The following is a 17,915-nucleotide window of genomic DNA, read 5'->3' as shown; positions in this document are numbered from 1 at the left end:
CCGCCACCCGCAATGCTCGAATCCAGCCACAGTAGACTTTCACCCACTGCCCATGGATGGCCCGGCGCCAGCGGCGCGCCCGGCAGCAGTCGGCCCGTTGCTGTCGGTAGCGATGGTCCGCTTTCGGGAGGGCTCATTGAAACAAATCGCCAACCACACCACGAATTGCGGCAGCCTCACGGTGCACACTCAAGATTGGCGTAGATTCCAAGGAAACCATGAAGCGTACGAAGACTATTCGCCAAGTCCATGGCCAGTTCCTTGTTCACCTGGGAAACATTCAGAACAACATCACGAAGCGAATTTTCGTAATCAAGCACCGGAATAAACCCGGTTAACATCTCCTGGACGACACGACCAGTGCGCTCGGGAGCGACATCCGACAGTCGAGCCAACTCCTTTGCGAATAGGGTGTCATGGTGCTCATCCCGCATACGGGGGGCAACAACTTTGAGTACCTCGAACGCCTCATCATCGACATCGCGTAGATAACACGCCAAGAGCCCGAGAGTTGACAGCGCATGCGCAGGTGACTTTGGTTCGCGGGACACCCATTCTAGGCACCACTTCCAGTACTGAATAATTCGCTTCATCTGCTCGTCATTTACGTCTGTGCGATGAAGTAACCAAAACCACTTACCGATGTGAGCCGCGTCTTGGTCATATTCTTTGTTGCGGATCTCAGTAAAGATGGAGCCATCCAGCGGCTCGATATCCCAAAGGTAGGCCAGTCCGATCCGCTCTAAGATTCTTTCTCTGCCGTGACATGGCTCTTCACGTCGATGGAGAACATGAATAATCACGCCATGCTCCCTTAACTGCTCGTAAAGACGTTTGCTCACTGGAGCATAAGCAAGTCCCTCCACCACACACCGAAGGGTGTCGTCGTACTTCACTGGGAACATCTTCACAAAATTGGCGTCGATCCATTCTGCGCTTACGTACCTCATATTCTCTACATAAGCACCCATTAAGGTTGCAAAATCGAAATTGCCATTGACGGACCTCTCAAGCTCCCGGTCGTACACGCTATGTAGGCGCTCCCATACGCCGGCGTGCCGTCCGCCAGCCTCATCCGCCACTCTGCACGACCGAAGCGTATGGGATACCAACGCTTCGACGATCCGGCCTTTAGTCGTGTTGATGGCGTGGGTCATAGGATCCGAAACCTTATTGTTGTCGTCAGTTTCCGCGCGATCGAGCAGTTTGAGCAGGGTTCGCTCGCCAATTGGCAGATACTGTGCCGGATAGGAGTGGCTGTCACTGAGGGTGCCAGCGCGTAGGAAATCTGCAAACAGTGACATCATCCAGCGCCGATCAGGAATGTCGCCCTCCGACCGCTGGTCAAATGCCGTCCAGAATTCAACTTTACCTGTCATGGCATCGAAGTAATCCAACAGCACTTTCCAAAGCTGGTCCCAGTCGAGATCGTCTGCTCCGCCCTTACGCTTGTCCCATAGCTTCATTGCGCCGTTGATGATCGCGTACTTGTAGATAAACTTGGCCTGATCGTACGAATCAATCTTGCCAATGAAGAGTAATGGTTCAGCAACAACTGCCTCTTCGACGGCATCTATAAGACCTCTAACAGTTGGCCCACGGAATCCCTGTCCTGCACAAAACTCATTGACCTTCTGGACGAAGGTGCCCTCGCGAGCAAACCAGATCAATTCCTGCGATGAATATGGCGACCCACCGAATCCACTGTAACTCCTCATATACGAATGGAAGTTCGGATGAGCGTCCTCGTCTTCCGCCCCGGCGCCATACCCCAGGTCACCTGAGAGCTCAGCAAACCACTCGTCCGCAAATTCGTATCCTTTCCCTTTAATAGCCTTCAACCAACGTCGCTGGATGGATTTTAGCCGTTTCTCATGGTCTTCAAGGCTGTGGTCGACAACGATACTTCGGAGGGAATCGAGCGCCGCGGCCTTTTGGGCGTCTGTAAGCTGCGCAAAATGAGCCGAAAGGAAGTCATACGACTCGTGCAGCAGGTTCGTGTCGACGAAGGCCACTGGTAGTACCGTAGGGACCACTTCTTGAAGCAACTCGAACCGGATGTTTACGCAGTAAATGCCGATCCGCCTCAGCATCTCCGGCCCAGCCTTAACTAGGTTGGCGACATAGGGCCTAGCGGATACCACATCAGTGTCGATCCACGAGACCAAAATGTCTCTGAAAGCATCAATCAGCCGATTCTCCGGGTCATTGCCCCGACAGTTCTGTTCATGATCCTCCACGGCGGGTCGCATGAGCCAAGACACACGCCTCCTGTCCGGATCGTTGAACAATTCCACTAGATGGGCCCAGACAGCATCCAAGGCTTCGCGACCAGCACGTTTACCAAAGTCCACTGCGGTCTTCTTGATTAGCTCGCCGAGCCAGTAGGCATCAAGCGCGGTCATTGGTTCGCGTCTGGTCGTATCCCCGAACTTCCGATCGACGTACTTCACGCACGTGACGTAACCCAAGATTCGGCATGCCTTCGAGACGGCGCCTTGGATATTGCTGCCCAAGAGCCTCGGAAGCACCTTTGACCCCAGCTCGCTACCTACGAGCCCCGTATCAAACTGCCCAGACAGCCAGAGCGGCACCAAGTCCACTAGCTCGTCAGTTATCGAATCGATAGGGAGGGTCGCCAGAATCACCGCGAACTGCCGATACGTGTGGTAGTTGTCAATCGGATTTCCACCTTCGTCCCTGTACTGTGTTGCGGCCACGACTACATGAATCACGTTGGCTGCAAGAGCCATGTCGTGGTTCGTGTCCGCCTTCTTGGCAACAGCAACCAGGTAGTCCAGAGCCGGCCAGTAAGGGATCCTGAAATACCCAGGCTGATCTGCTGGTTCCGGCCCCCGGTTGTTAGCAGGAGCCAAGAGCCCGGCATTGCGCAGAGGCCCGAAAAAATCCTCAAAGTCGTCGCGCTGCAGCAGTAGCCCGAAACCTAGCTTGGCGAATTCTTCACCCTCGGCCATACGGTCAATGAACGACTCTTGATTTGCGGTGAGCTTATCCATTGAGCAAATCCGTCATGCTCGCTAGGCGCGCGCTGACTTGCACGTCGCCAATCGGTATCTCGCGAGCGAAGTAGTCGATCACGTCCAATAGCTGGTCCCAATCCAGTTCATCCCGGAGGTACGGGATCATGGTTATCCGACATTGGGCACTGTAATACGTTCGTAGCTCCCGCATTAGTACCCTCTCGTGAGAGAAGAACCCCTGCAGTAGGAAGTGCTTGAGCTCCCTCTGGGAGGTTATAGGGCGCCGCTTGTTGCTGATCACATACTCCAGGATTTCCAGTTCATCCAAACCATAGCCGATGAATAGGCAGGAGTACCGTTCAAAGAGCTCGTCGAGTAGCGTGAGGACGCGATTTTCCTCCACGCCGTTTCGCCTGTCGTTGGCGTAGTGCCTTACGTAGTGCTCGGTAGTCAGTATCATGCTGTCGATGACGTCCACCGAGCCATGGAGGTGTAGAACCATGTTGGGCTTGTCGAACACCGAGATCTTGAAGTCGGCGGGCGAAACATATATGTCGCGCTTCTGCGGCTTTAGCTCGACCGCCTGCTCCCCTGAACCGGATTCATGGGTACCAATGGTCGGCTGAAAAATGGGCGTATCCAGCCACCGGTCGTAATTCGTGGTGACGAAGCGCCGGGAGAAGGTAGATAGCCCACCATAGAGCCGGCGACCTTTCCGATCCCTGCAATCCCCCGTGGGGTGGAGCAGCTTCACGAAATCTATGGACTTCCCGCCATTTCGCAGCGCCAGCTTCTCCTGCTCCAGGGCCATCGACAGTTTGACGCGCGGTGAGAGGTGCTGCATCTGCGCGTAGGTCGCATGATCCATGCTGCCTTGTTCGACGAATGACCTTAGGGCGCCACTGGCTAACTCCTCCCAGCTCGGACCGCCTGCGAGCCTGGACACCCCGGCACCGATGATCGGGATGACCACGCCACGGCCTGACTCTCTGCGAAGCAGCCCGGGAATTGCCGGAATTGGCAGTATCTCGTCGTTCAATCAAACCCTCCTCAGCAACGGGGTCAGGTTCAGTTATTGCAATGGCCGCTTCGGGTCGCACTGTGTCACTCGGCCCATGCAGTTGCAACGTCACCTTCGGGCCGATGACGGCCATTCGGCGAGATGTGCTACCGGCGGAGCTGCAATAAGCTGGCAGCGACTACAAGTCTCGCTGGAACGCTGAGCCATAATCTGCAGTTGCGCCATGAACGCTCTGGAAGTGCGCTAATTTGCTCGCGCCGAGTTCATCCGATTTGGGCGCGAACCGTGATGCCGCTGTGGTGTAACGGCGCAACTGTGACGAGGTGCGATCTCACCGCGCGAGACGCGGCACAGAACCTTGGCGCGGCCGGAATCTGCCTCTGGCAAACAGAACCAGAAAAACATTGGCGACATCTGACGGGAGGGGGCGATGCCCCCTCCCGCGTATGCTGCCAACCGGCTTATGCATCGGGATCGTCGTCCCAGTCATCTCGCCAACACCTTGAACACCAGCTTTGTCTTGTTCTGCTCAAACACATAGATCGCCGTCAGCGGTACAGCAGTTACAACGACGCCGCTGAGCACCGCGGTGACTTTGCTATTGAACGCATCCATCAGCGGCACCGCCGCAAGCCCCTTCGAAATAATGTTGGCGACATAGACACCCATCGCGGCCGATGCAGTACCCAGCATGATGACCTTGATCTGGTCGAACCGATCATCACTCGGCGCCATCAGCACACGTACGCTGCGCACCACGCCCAGCGTACATTCGCGAATCAGCCCGAGCACCAGCGCGGGCAGTTGTAAGAAAAGCGAAATTAGCACCTGTGGGATGGCCGCTAGCGCACCCGCCACACCCCCCTCGATCCCGGCTTCCTTGGCTTTGGCCCAGAGATCACGCTCTTCGAAACGCTGGGACAACTTTGCGGTCAGCCTGGCTTTGTGTTCAGCCAGATTCGCCCACAACCCGTTTTCATTGATCAGGCTGCCATGCGTGGCCATGTCGCGGATCTCGTCGACTACTATGTCGATAGTCTCGACTACGATCAGCCCTACAACTTGCTGCGCTGCCATAAGTGCGGACGCGCTACCGACAGCGACCCCGACCGTCTTCAACGCCTGCACGCGTGCCTGGTGCACCTGTTCGGTAGCCCGTGTGTAGTGCGACTCGGCATCTGCACGGCTTACCGTTACATCCCGGCCATTGATTGTCAGGTGCACCATGTCGGGGTTTCCAGCGTCTGCCGTTCCGTTCTGGTCAAGGTACGCAAGCAGATCCTTGGCGCCCTTTGAACGATTCACTGAGTAATCTGCAAAGATCAGATTGTCACGGTCGTTCATCACATCGATGATCTGGTCGTCGTTGGTACCAAGACGCAACAGCCAATCGTTGTACACCTGCGTCTTGGGAACGATGTGCTCAATGTCCGCGTCGAACGGGTTCACGGGCGTGGCGCCGTTGTAGCCGTTCTCCAGCAGCGTCCAATCCTGCTGCGCAGCGTACCGTTCGTCGCTTAGCGCCGCGAAGTTCGGGTGGTCATGCAGGTTGTTTTGCCCTTTGAACTCAGCGTATGCCTGTGAAAAATTCGCATTGCGCTGCGCGTTCGCCTGATCTAGCCCTTGCATGACTGGCGCCAGAAAGAACGCTGCCACAGCGCGATGTGTTGCCTCACGCTTGCACTGGTCGAAGATGTCGTCAAACGTCTGCGCGGGCGTCGGCAATCTCGCGCGGACGTCGCGGATCATCTCTTCCGTGGTCTTGTCGACCTCGAACGTCGTTCGATAGTAAGCCGCCGCTTTCTCAGAACTCAGCGCGTAATAGTGCTGAAACCGCTCGCGATAGACATCGGGGTCGCGCAATGCCGAAAAGTCGGTGTCGTCCCACCATTCACGCGCGCCGGCGACCGCTTCGGTTGCTCGATCCATTCCGGCAGATAGTGCACTGCGGGATGCATCAACGACAGTATCGGAGACGCTGCCAAGTGTGCCGCGAACGTCAATTTTTTGCGCTAGCTCCCCTGCCTTTGTCGACAGTTCAACCGCCGAATCCTTGACGCTTTCGGTCCAGTCGGAAAGTTTATCCAGCCACTTGCTCACGACGCGCTCTGACCTTGCCCCTGTTCCACGGACGCCCGGATAAGCGATTCAATATCGCAATCCGGAGTGAGCAAGATGACCGAGAAGCAGGCAGAGGGCAAGGCGAGGCGGCAGCGGTACAGCGCGGAATTCAGGCGGCAGGCGTTGCTGCGTGCGACCAAGGACGGTGTGGCAGTGGTGGCGCGTGATCTGGGTTTGCCGCCGGCCCAGTTGTACGCATGGCGTGGGCGAGCGCAGCGGCAGGGGCAGGATGCGGAGGCGCAGCAGCTGGTGCAGTCAGAACTGGCGCGGCTCAAGCGGGAGATGACACGCCTGGAGGAAGAGAATGCCTTTTTAAAAAAGGCGGCGGCGTACTTCGCGAAGCAGCCGAAGTGAAGTACGCGACGATGAAGGTGCACGAAGGCGAGTTCGCGGTGCGACTGATGTGCCGGGTGCTGTCCGTGTCGCCGAGCGGGTACTACGCGTGGTGCAGCCGCGTGCCGTCGAAGCGCGCACAGGCACGCAGTGCGCTGGACGCACAGGTGCGCGAGGCTTTCGAGGGCCGTAAGGGTCGTGAGGGTGCGCCGCGGCTGTCGCGGCGACTTGGTCGCGGTCGTCGGCAGGTGGCCGCAAGCCTGCGCCGCCAGGGTTTGCGCGCGAAGGCGGCGCGCAAGTTCAAGGCGACCACGAACTCGAACCATACCCTCCCGGTGGCCGCGAACCTGCTGCAGCAGGACTTCACGGCGCAACGGCGGGATCAAGTGTGGACTGGCGATATCACCTACATCGCCACTGACGAAGGCTGGCTGTATATGGCCGTGGTTCTGGATCTTTATTCGCGCAAGGTCGTGGGCTGGTCGATGTCCGATCGCATGACCGCGACGCTGGTCTGCGATGCGTTGCGCATGGCGTTGTTCCGGCGCCGGAAGCCGCGTGGCGTGATCATGCACACCGACCGCGGCAGCCAGTACTGTTCGCGGGAGCATCGCGCGTTGCTGGAAACACACGGACTTATCGCGAGCATGAGCGCCAGAGGCAACTGCTACGACAACGCCGCCATGGAGAGTTGGAACCACAGTCTCAAGGTCGAGGCCATCCATGGCGAACGCTTCGTCACGCGCGAGCAGGCCAAGGCGCACGTCTTCGAGTACATTGAGGTTGACTACAATCGAACCCGGCTCCACTCGACCCTGGGCTATCTCAGCCCCGAGCAGTTCGAAGCGGCAACACAGCTATAGAGATTTGGGTGTCCACAGAATCCTGGGAACTCCACCCGTCCGTTGGCCGGTTCCAGCGCCGTGTGGGCATCGTCGGCGTCGATGAATCGGTGAAGGCAGTACAGGTCGTCGCGGAAGACGTCTGCGTCCGGCGAGGTTTCAGTCAGTGCTCCGTTAAGCCTGGCAAGCTGACCGACGGAAGTGACCGATAGGGACGATAGAGATCATCCCTGAAGTAAGCGACGAGGTGTCTCTCCACGTCCGCAATCGGGTCCTCCAGGCCGTTGATGATGTCGAAGGCTGCCATGATGCGCACATGCCGCTCGAAATTGGAGACGTAGTAGCCATTGGGCCGTGTAGCGGCCTCCAACGCGAAGAGATCGCGGGCGATCAGGCCGCGCAGGTCGCCGCAACTGTCACCGTTGCATGCGTCGAGCGCCTGTTTGAACAAGGTGCGCGCCTGTGCAAAGTCATTGCTGCGCAGGCAATGTTTGGCGCGGGCGTTCAGTAGCTGCGGCTTCCGCCGGCACCGTCGAGGACTCGCCTCGGCCTGCCGCAGCAGGTCTTCAACCAGAGCCTGGGCATTCTCAGGTTCTGGTTGCAGCTGCCCGTTGAGGTAGATGTCCATGTGAATCAGCGCTGCATTCAGGCGATGGTCGTCCGTGTCGGCCAGCTCCGCCATGCGCCGGGCAGCGGCAAGACGAACCTCGGCGCCCGGGTGATTGAGGGCGACGTTGCGGGCCACGACGTGGGACGCGAGGGTTGTCAGCACCGCGTCCGGCGCTTGGGAGTGGAGCATGCTTAGCGCTGCTTTGGTTGCCTCAAAGTCGTTTAGTTTTGCGACCCAGCGGGAAGACCAGGACTCGAGGATTGCCTTTTGCTGGTCAGTGTCCATGATCCACCAGTCCTCCAGCGGCTGATCCGGTTGCAGCGACAGGAATCGCTCGGTTAGGAGCACGGGCAACGCCTGCGCGGATACGTGTCGCTTTGAAGGCAGGATCGACAAGAACCATTCGTCGCGTTCCCACAGCGCCAGCTGTTCCTCGAACCAGGCATCCTGCCGCGATGCATCGCTGCTCACGTCTGCAGCCTGAATGGAGAGGTTGTAGACGCGCTTGAAGACCTCGAACAACTGCAGGAGCTTGTTTCGATGCGAATCGGCATCGCCGGGGTCGACCCCAGGCGTCAACAGGCCGACGAGTTCACGATGGGCGTACTGCACCGCACGCGCGAGCAGGAGCCGATTGCGGATGGTGCGCAGGCTGGGCTGTGCATAGCGCTCCCGCATCAGATGGTTGAATCGCGCCGTTTCGTCCGGGGCGCCGACGCCGGCCAGCACCGCTTCGATCCGATCTTCCGCCATGGCAATCTGCAGCCCCAGATCCTCCGCCGTCAGATGCCGGCGCGCAACGAAAGCGCGCGCGGCGGCGAGCGCCGCCTGATCATCCGAGTCCGGAGGCACGCGCAGACAGTTGCGGAACGCGAACGCCGTGTTCTCGGCGAAATACATCTCGATGACCGAGCGACGCGGCACGTCACCGTCACGCCACTTGGCCAGCGTTCGCTTGGCCGATTCCGGATCGACCCCGGTTTGTCCATCCTCCCAGCCGATGGCTGCCCGATGGACGGGCTGCCCGAGCAGATCTTCCAGCCAATCCAGCACGGCGGCGACCGGCATCCGCAGCCTGGGCGCGCCATCGCCGATGTCGACGCGCGGCAGGTACCAGAAGTCGCCTCCCGGCATGCCGGCATCGCCTGAATCGGCCAATTGCCAGAATGCCGCGTGTCGCGCCAGTCCGGGCACATAAACCCAGGCGAGCAGGTACCAGGCCACCTGCCGCGCCTCGGCGCCGAACGTCCAGGTTCTAATTTCCAGCCCCTTGTGGAAGTCAACGAACTCCTGCAAGTTCTCCAGGGCGTCCGCCTTGGCCAAGTGGTCGAGGCCGATGGCTGCGAGGATGTCGTCGAGCAACGCGGCCAGCGCCTGGAGGTGCTGGTCGACGGGGCGTCGCAGATCGCGCAGTGCCTGCTTTTTGCGCGGAGCTTCGCAACCCAGGGCCTCGTGAACGGTCAAGAGGAGGGTTTCGAAATTTGGAATCGCGGCCATGGTCGGAGAGCACGTTGCGCGGGGAGGCTCAGTTTCGCGCGTGTCCATCGCCGCAGCCAAGGCACTTCCCACCCCTCCCCCGTTGTCCGCGCGCGTCCCGCTATCGCAGTGACGTTCGGCGCCTGCGGGCCCTCGCCGAATGGGGGTGGGCGCGGAGTTTCGTAGTCGGATCGGGACTTGGATCCGATAGTCCGTGAAACCCTTGCGCGGAGCATGCAATGAATCCGTCTTTCAACGGCGCCACGCCGCAGATTGTCGTCAATTGGCATATCACGGAAGCCTGCAACTTCCGCTGCCGTTACTGCTACGCGCACTGGCAACGTCCGACGAAGCGGGACCTGATTCGTGACCCCGCCGCATGCCGCGCACTGCTGCAACGACTCTTCGACCATTTCGCGGCCTGGGGTCCGCAGCGTCGCCCCCGGCTGAACTTTGCGGGTGGAGAGCCCTTGCTCTTGTCCGAAGATCTCGTCCGCGCGGCACACGACGCGCACCGGATCGGATTCGACCTCTCCCTGATCACCAACGGCAGTCGGTTGACCGGGTCGCTAGTGGGGGAGCTTTCACCGATGCTGTCCTTGCTGGGAGTGAGCCTCGACAGCATGTGTTCGCAAACGTTGGCCACGATCGGTCGCCACGACGCGCGGGGTCGCCAGACATTGCCCACATCACTTGTCCCCCCGCTGATGCACGCGCGTCAGCGGAACCCGGCCATGGCTCTCAAGATCAACACCGTCGTATGCCGCGCGAACTGGCAAGAGGACCTGTCCGACGTTATCCAGGCGCTGTCGCCGAGCCGCTGGAAGGTGTTGCGCATGCTGCCCGTCATCGACCGGGCGCTCGAAGTGACCGATGCGCAGTTTCAGTCCTTCGTCGCCCGTCATCGGCGATTCGACGCAATCTCGATCGCCGAGGACAACGCCGACATGCAGGGCTCCTACATCATGGTCGACCCGATGGGGCGCTTTTTCCAGAATCGCGTCGACGCCTGCGGCTACGACTACAGCGCGCCGATCCTGCAAGTTGGCGTGGCCAATGCGTTCGCGCACCTGGACTGGTCCGTGCGGAAGTTCGATCGTCGATACGATGCCCTTGGCGAAGGGGCGTCGACATGAGGCATGCGCAATCGAAGGATATCCGCAGCCTGGCCGCGCGTCAGCTGCAATTTGGCTGGTGCGGATTCTGGCTACGCTGACCTTGTGTGCTGGCATTCGCTGGCCACTTTGTCGCGGCACTGCTGGTGGTGGCCACTTTGGACACCTCTGCGGTCATCAACATACAGCGTCTGGATCGGCGAGAACCGATCAGAAGCGGCCGGCCGCGAACGTCCGCTATCGACTAGGCTAAGCGGGAGGCTTTGGCTCCGAATGGATCAATGCGTCAACGCCGGCAATGAATCGGCGTTCCAGTTCCTGCCGGAACCGGTCGTCTTCGAAATTGGGCTTCATGGCGTCCGTGCGATAGACCAGCTCATCGCCCATACGAACGACGATCTCGTCGCCAACCACAGCGACGAGAAACTGAGGGGCAAATCGATGACCAGGGTTCGCGAAATGGCTGAACCCGAGTTCGAACTTCTTTCCGTTGGAGAAGTCAAGCCAACTTTGATGATGCGTTGCATAGGCCGGACGAATGTTGGTTAGTACCAGTGCGTGGACGTCGCTGATGACTGCCTCCGCAGCGTCGTACGCTCCTTTCAGGCGCGCGAATTCGACACTGGCGGATGACTGTGCCCGCGCACGCAGAGACTCGAGGTCGGGAGAATCGCTCACGTTGGCTCCGTTATGAAACGCCTCAAGCAAGTCGGTGAGTTGAGCGGTCATCTCGCTTGCGGTCGCGAAACGACCAGAAATCCTTTGGCTGAATGCGCGGTCGAAAAAGGTCAGGAGAGGCATGATCACAGGCTCAGCTGCTGCACGGAGCATCGCGAGTTCCGTCGCGCGTTGATGAGGCATCTTCCCATCGGAATTCAGTGGTTGCCGCGGGGGCGCACCCGTGAGGCAGAAGAACAGGATGCCCGCGATAAATGAGAGGTCAGTACGGCTGTCTTGCTTTCTAGGGCTATCGGCCGCGAGCTCCGGTAAACGAAAGAACTGGTTTCCGAGCTCCTGCTCGGCTTCTGTCGCGAAGTCCAGTGTGATCGCGTCCCTGTAACTTAGGCCGAAATCGACCAAAACCGGATCGGTGAAGTCATCCCCACGGACTAGAATGTTGTCAGGCTTAATGTCGCGGTGAACCCAACCTTTCTGATGAAAGTGATCAGCGATGTCGAGTAGTCGGAGTGTGAGGGTCACCGCGTCTTCGAGCGAGGGCTTCCTACGAGCAACGGCCGACGAGAGCGTTGACCCGACAATGTGCTCCATGACGAGGTAGACCTTAGTTTTCAACTCGGCATGGCGATGCGCATTGCTTTCGACAAACTGCGGGATATTGGGGTGTCCGAAAGTCTCGTATGCTGATGCCTCCCGAAAAAAACGGCTGCGGCGCTCGACGTCTTCCTGCCGATTCAGGATCTTCAAGAACGCCACTTCATCTGTGCCGCGACGCGTCACCTTTTTAGCGGCGGCTTGCTTGCCACTTTTGAGATCTTCGAGCGTATCCCAGTTGGCATCCCACGTCGCGGCATCTGTCCAACGTGTCATTGAGACACCTCTGAATTGATCTAGCATGCGACTCTGTGTGACAACTGACCTGTTTGAAGGTCAGTTGTCAACCAGCGCCAACAGCGCTGATCTTCAATCACTTATCCTGTCCGGGCGTCAATGCTGCATCCAGGGTTATGGCGTGACGCAAGACAATGCGCTCAACCGGGCGCGTCTAGGCTTGGAACTCGTCGCCCTCGAGAGTTAGCAGCGAATAGACGTAGTCGCCCATCCGACTCGAGTCCTCGACCAGATCTAAACGATCGGCATTTCGCCGGTCGAACCAACAGGACGCTTGGACTTTGCCCGGGCCTGCTGCGGCCTTCGCGGGGTTGAAGGCCAGTTCAAACGCGAACGAATCCGCATCCGGCGAGTCCTTTGGAAACCATCGGCTGTGGATTCGGCATGCGTTCCTCTCCCAATCTACGTTCCAGTTTCCGTTATGCGCAGATCGCGGAGATTTCCGCTGCCACCAGCACGACTGGCTCCATACGGGGGGCCGGCTGCCAGTGTTGTAATCGATCCAGCGATCATAGGTTCAACGCCGGCAGAGCCCTGACGATCTTCATGGTTTCCAGGCTCACCGTGATCACTCGCAGGAACAGTTCCAGCGGGTAGCGCGGGTGGCCGACGGTCTCGACCGCCCAGTCGTTGGCATCGTTGACGATGCCGCTGGCCTTGTCGGTTTTCACGCACTGGCGTTCCACCACCCAGTCCAGGGCGGGCTTACCGTTGACCATGTATTCATAGGCTTCGAGCGGAATGCCGGTGACGGTGATGTCCTCGTTGTAGTGCAGCGTCGTCAGATCCTTGTCCTTGCCATTCTTGCCGTAGCGCATTTTCACCGCGCGGTAGTCGGCGTCGGTCGGGCGCTTGCCCCCGGTGTCAAGGGTGGCCGGATACATCGGCGCGCGCTCGTAGTTGAGGTGCAGCTCGGCGAGTGCGCGGCCTGCTTTGCTGAATGACCAGAAGTCCGCCGCGGCCTTCACGCACGGAATGCGCGGCAGCTCCTTGGAGAGATTGTCGGCATAGCGCTCACGGTACTCGGGCGAGTGCAGCAGACCGTAGATGTAATAGAACACGTCTTCTTTGCTGATCGCTTCACTCGGGTATGCGGCTCGGAAGTGTGCCAGCCCCGCGTCGGTCAGCGCCTCGCGGCGCGTGCGCGGCGGGCGGGCGATGCCAGCAGTACCCGGCAGCAGACCGCCTTGAGGGCTCTCGTCACCGCCCTCTTCATTGGGCGTGTCGTAAAGATAGAGCGGGAAACATTGAGCACCTGCTTCCAGTGAATTAAAGTCAATCGGGACGCCAGTCATTATCACTGTTGCACCTTTGTTCCCTCCAGACCCGTTGATGCAAATCACTCGATTGTCCGCCGCCGCATCCGGGAAGATGCGCGGCATCTGGTAGACCCTCTCGTTGAATCGGCGGTTGAAGTACAGCCACTGCTTGGTGAAGGGGCGATAGAGGCTCTGCACTAGGCAGGGTGCTTCGAACGCGAAGCGACCTCCTTTCACAAGTTCCTGCTTGAGGTTGTGCGTCCAGCTGATCTTTGTGGAATCGGTGTCGATGAAATCTTCAACCGCTGCCGCGCGAGCCGACTTGCTCTTGCCTTCGTAGGCTTTGTCGAAGTCGGTCAGCTGCTCGTTGTAGAAGCGGATCATCCGCATCATGTTGGCCGCCAGCGCACCCTTAGAGCTGTTGTAGCACCAAGCATCACGGGCGGTCAGCACGCCTTGCGAGAAGTTCTCGAACAACTTGGCAGCATCGCCCTTCTTGTCGCCGAGCACTATGAACTCGCTGAAACGGTCGTCGCGCTGGTTCAGCCAGTCGCCATGCTTGTCCGGGGCGATGGTCTGCCATGCGCCGGCCCGGGTGATGCCGTCAATGCTGCCGAAGGTAGTGATCTTCTCCAGTTTCTCCTCGCGGCTCAGGTAGTCGCCGATGTCGTGGAAATGGATCTGTCCGTGCGCCGTGGCCTTGGGGTTCTTGACCAGCAGCGAGATGGCGATGGGCGCGCGGCTGCCGCTGCCGAAAATCTTGCCGCCTTCCTTGCGCGACAGGTCGCCCGATGTGCGCTGGTTCCCGCGCAGATGGAACACATAGATGCTGGAGAACTCCTCGGCCAGGCACTGACGTAGCCCGTCGGCGGTGTTGGCGTCGAGGAACCCCGCGTTGGTCACGAACCCGATCACCCCGCTGTCGCCCACGCGGTCGCTGGCCCAGCGGATGGCGCGGATGTAGCTGTCGTAGAGACCCTTGGCAAGCATCGCCTTCGAGCGTGCCGCGTAGGTGCCGCGGATTCGCTCGTCGAGGTGCGGATAGGCGACGTTGTCGTTGTTGTCGTTCTCGCTCTTCTGCCCGATCGAGTACGGCGGGTTGCCCAGGATGACGCGGATGTCCAGCGTCTTCTGGCGCTTGCGCCGCTTGCTGTTGTCGACCAGCAGCGCGCTGACCAGGTCGTCCTTCTCGTACATCTGGAAGGTGTCGGTCAGGCAGATGCCCTCGAAGGGCACGTAGTCGCCGCCGGCGATGCCGTGGTACGCCGCCTCGATGTTGATGGCAGCGATGTAGTAGGCCAGTAGCACGATCTCGTTGGCGTGGATCTCGTTCCGGTACTTGTAGGCTAGTTGCTCCGGCGTCATCAGGCCGCTCTGCAGGAGCCTGGTTATGAAGGTGCCCGTGCCCGTGAACGGATCGAGGATGTGGACGCCAGTGCTGCCGAGGGTCTGGCCGAACTCGGCCTGCAGGATGTCGTTGACGCTGTGGATGATGAAGTCCACGACCTCGACGGGGGTGTAGACGATGCCGAGACGCTCGGTCATGCGCGGGAAGGCGTTGCGGAAGAACTTGTCGTAGAGCTCGACCACGATCTTCTGCTTGCCCGCCGCGCTATCGATGCCCTCGGCGCGCAGCTTCACGCTGTCGTAGAAGGCCTGCAGGGTGTCGGCCTCCTTGTCGAGGCGGTGCTCCTGCAGCACGTCGAGCACGCCCTGCATCGCCTGTGACATTGGGTTGTGCTGGGCAAAACTGTAACCCTCGAACAGCGCATCGAAGACCGGTTTGGTGATCAGGTGCTGGGCCAGCATCTCGACGATCTCGGCATCGTTGAGGCTGTCGTTGAGGTCTTCGCGCAGTTCACTGGCAAAGCGCATGAAAGCATCACGCTCCTGGGTGTTCGCCGGGTTCTCGATCAGCGCGGTAATGCGCGCGATGTGCGTGCGCGCGATCTTGGCGATGTCGTTGGCCCAGTCTTCCCAGTGGTGGCGGTTGCCGACCTTCTGCACCAGCTTGGCGACGATGGCACGCTCAATCTCGCCGATCTCGAAGGGGATGGGCACCTGCTCGGCGACCTGGTTGGGTATCGCTTCACCCAGGTGGTGGTGTCTCTTGGCCTGGCCAGTGCGCTTGGCCTGCTTGCTGGTGGTCGCAGGTTTCTTCTGAATCTTGTCGGTGATGGCGACGACTTCGATCTTGCTGGTGTCTTTGCCCATCAGGTCCAGCTTGTTGACGATCGCATCGAAGCGGTCATCATGCGAGCGAAGGGCCTGCAGCACCTGCCAGACCACTTTATAGGTCTGGTTGTCATTGAGCGCGTCGTGGGGTTCGACCCCGGCGGGGATCACCACCGGCAGCACGATGTAGCCGCGCTGCTTGCCCGGCGCGTTGCGCATCACGCGCCCGACGGACTGGACCACATCGACCTGCGAGTTGCGCGGGGTCAGGAACAGCACGGCATCCAGGGCCGGCACGTCCACCCCTTCGGAGAGGCAGCGCACATTGCTGAGGATGCGGCAGGTCTGCTCGGGGATTGCTGCCTTGAGCCAGTCCAGTTTGGCTTCCTTCTGGCTGGCGTTCATGCCACCGTCGACGTGCTCGGCCTCGCAATGCAGCTGCGTGGTGGCTTCCTCCGGCTCACTGGTCTTCTGATATTCCTCGACCACGGCCTGGAACATGTTGGCGATGTTTTTGGAGCTGACTTTGTGGGTCTTGGCGCCCCTCTGCATCTCGATGACCTGGCAGAACGCCACGGCACGCTGCATAGCGTGGTGGTCGTCGGCCAGGTCCTGATCGAGACCCTGTTTGGACAGTGCCTTCCAGCACCCGACGATCTTGGCGGCATCATCGACCTTGAGCTGGTTGTTCTCGTCTTTCAGCAGGGTTTGCAGGCGGCGGCTGACATGAGCTTCGTCCACGGAGAGCACGATGACCTTGTAATCGACCAGCAGCCCACGCTTGACCGCCTCGGAGAAGGTGAGCACGTAGAGCTGCTTGCCGTACAGGGCCTCGTCGTCCATCGAGCACAGGGCGACGTTGTCGCGCTCGGCACTGGCCTTGGCGCTATCGCCATAGATGCGCGGCGTAGCGGTCATGTACAGCCGCTTGGCGGCTCGGATGAAGGTGTTGTCGTGCACCTTCACGAAATGGCTTTCGTCCTCGTCCTCGAACGTGGCCCCGGTGGTGCGGTGGGCTTCGTCACAGACGATCAGGTCGAACTCGGCCAGCCCGAAGTCATTCTGCGCTTGACTGATGACGTCAATGGAGTGGTAAGTGCTGTAGACCACGCTCATGTGCTGATCGTCGTGGCGCTTGGCCATTTCCTCGGCCAGCCGTCTCGCATCCGTCGTGGCGGGATAGCGCAACTCGTGGGTGAAGGTCTGGACGGTGTCGTCATCCGTCTTGCGTTTCTTGCCCACGTCGCTGTCTGAGCACACCGCGAAGTTATGCAGCGGCGTGGCGCTCTCCTGGGTCCACTCGGTCAGCGTCTGGGACAGGAGGGCCAGGCTGGGGACCAGGAACAGCACGCGCTTGCCCTTGCCGGCCTGGGCTTCGGCGATCTTCAAACTAGTGAAGGTCTTGCCAGAGCCGCAGGCCATGATCATCTTGCCGCGGTCGCCCTCGCTCAAGCCCGCGCGTACCGCAGTGACCGCAGACTGCTGGTGCGGCAGTAAGGCTTTCCTGGGTTTGAGCGGCGGTGGCGCGCTGGGCTGATAGCGTGCCCAGTCGATCTGGCTGTTTTCGAGATCGTGCAGGTCGATCTTGCTGACCGGTGGCTGCTGGTCGCGCAGCGCGTCCTCGGCGTGTTCGCTCCACAGGTTCGTGGTGCTGACGATGAAGCGGTGCGTGAAGGGCTTCTTGCCGGACGCGGTGAAGAAGCTGTCGATATCCTTCTTCTGCAGCTTGTAGTCGGATGCATACAGCTTGCACTGGATGGCGTGGAACTCGTTCGTGCCGCGCGTGCGCGCCACCAAATCGATGCCGGTATCGCGCGCGTCCTGGCCTTGTATCCGCGCCCAGTCGGCATAGGTCCAGACCTCAGCGTAGAGGTCGGCGTAGCTGGGCTCCGTGCGCAGATACGCAAGGATCAGCTCCTCGAAATAACTGCCTTTCTCGCGCTCGCTGGCTGCTGCTTCGCGGTAGGTATCGAGCAAGCGGATCAATGCAGCGGTCATGGCTCAGTCTTGCCCTTGTCTTCCCTTTGGACTTCCCTATGGTGCCAGACGCGCGCCCGGATGAATTCCGCCTGCGACTCGCTGGGCCCGGGTGACCGCCATGTGCAGGTTGCGCTGCCGGTCAAACGATCGACTTCCAGACGCGCCGGATAGTCATACGGCGAGTTGAGAATTGGCTTCTCGAAGAACTGGCCGTCCATACTTCCCCTGTTTCCACTTGCTATCTGGCGTTAGAACCGCACACCTCGACCGTCCACTGTATGGCGATGCGTTCTGATGGGCAACGAATGATGCTCACGGCAAGAACTTGGGTGGAATGATCGCTAGCCCCTCGTCCTGCAATTTGGTCATGACGAAGTCGCGCGCCCAGCGACCGGAAAGCTTTTCGAAGGACTACTTGTTCAGTGGTAGTCGT

Annotated in this window: 8 protein-coding genes; 2 read left to right on the top strand and 6 right to left on the bottom strand. The window is 59.8% G+C overall.

Features of this window, described 5'->3' with window-relative positions; genetic code table 11:
* Positions 1–176: 176 nt before the first annotated feature.
* The 3 genes from AC2VLV_RS15995 to AC2VLV_RS15985 form a co-directional block, all read right to left on the bottom strand.
* Positions 177–3,017, bottom strand: coding sequence for a hypothetical protein (locus tag AC2VLV_RS15995; protein ID WP_486990920.1), 2,841 nt, complete (start codon positions 3,015–3,017; stop codon positions 177–179).
* On the bottom strand, positions 3,010–4,020 hold the full coding sequence (locus AC2VLV_RS15990) for an SIR2 family protein (protein WP_486990919.1): 1,011 nt from the start codon (positions 4,018–4,020) through the stop codon (positions 3,010–3,012). Before AC2VLV_RS15990 ends, AC2VLV_RS15995 begins: the two co-directional genes overlap by 8 nt.
* 468 nt (positions 4,021–4,488) lie before the next feature.
* Positions 4,489–6,102, bottom strand: a complete 1,614-nt coding sequence (locus tag AC2VLV_RS15985; protein WP_486990918.1) for a hypothetical protein — start codon at positions 6,100–6,102, stop codon at positions 4,489–4,491.
* Between the two features lie 75 nt (positions 6,103–6,177).
* Here AC2VLV_RS15985 and AC2VLV_RS15980 point away from each other — a divergent pair.
* Positions 6,178–7,319 (top strand): IS3 family transposase gene (locus AC2VLV_RS15980; protein ID WP_486990917.1). Its coding sequence is split into 2 segments (ribosomal slippage): positions 6,178–6,427 and positions 6,427–7,319, totalling 1,143 coding nucleotides; the frame shifts between segments, so codons are not numbered across the junction.
* Positions 7,320–7,461: 142 nt separating this feature from the next.
* Here AC2VLV_RS15980 and AC2VLV_RS15975 read toward each other — a convergent pair.
* Entirely contained in the window at positions 7,462–9,405 is a 1,944-nt protein-coding gene (locus tag AC2VLV_RS15975; RefSeq protein WP_486990916.1) for a hypothetical protein, read from the bottom strand.
* Positions 9,406–9,623: 218 nt separating this feature from the next.
* Here AC2VLV_RS15975 and AC2VLV_RS15970 point away from each other — a divergent pair, with 218 nt between their 5' ends.
* Complete coding sequence (locus tag AC2VLV_RS15970) at positions 9,624–10,520, top strand: viperin family antiviral radical SAM protein (RefSeq protein WP_486990915.1); 897 nt, start codon at positions 9,624–9,626, stop codon at positions 10,518–10,520.
* Between the two features lie 228 nt (positions 10,521–10,748).
* On the opposite strand, the gene AC2VLV_RS15965 is transcribed toward AC2VLV_RS15970, so the two are convergent.
* Together AC2VLV_RS15965 and AC2VLV_RS15960 are read right to left on the bottom strand one after the other, a co-directional pair.
* The gene (locus AC2VLV_RS15965) at positions 10,749–12,047 is read right to left on the bottom strand and encodes a serine/threonine protein kinase (RefSeq protein WP_486990914.1); all 1,299 of its coding nucleotides are present in this window, start codon (positions 12,045–12,047) and stop codon (positions 10,749–10,751) included.
* A gap of 530 nt (positions 12,048–12,577) precedes the next feature.
* Positions 12,578–17,500, bottom strand: coding sequence for a DEAD/DEAH box helicase (locus AC2VLV_RS15960; RefSeq protein ID WP_486990913.1), 4,923 nt, complete (start codon positions 17,498–17,500; stop codon positions 12,578–12,580).
* Positions 17,501–17,915: the final 415 nt, after the last annotated feature.

The organism is Thiomonas sp. TH-17 (assembly GCF_057473305.1).
Note: the sequence above shows the minus strand (reverse complement) of the source record. Positions and strands in the feature narration are given on the sequence as shown.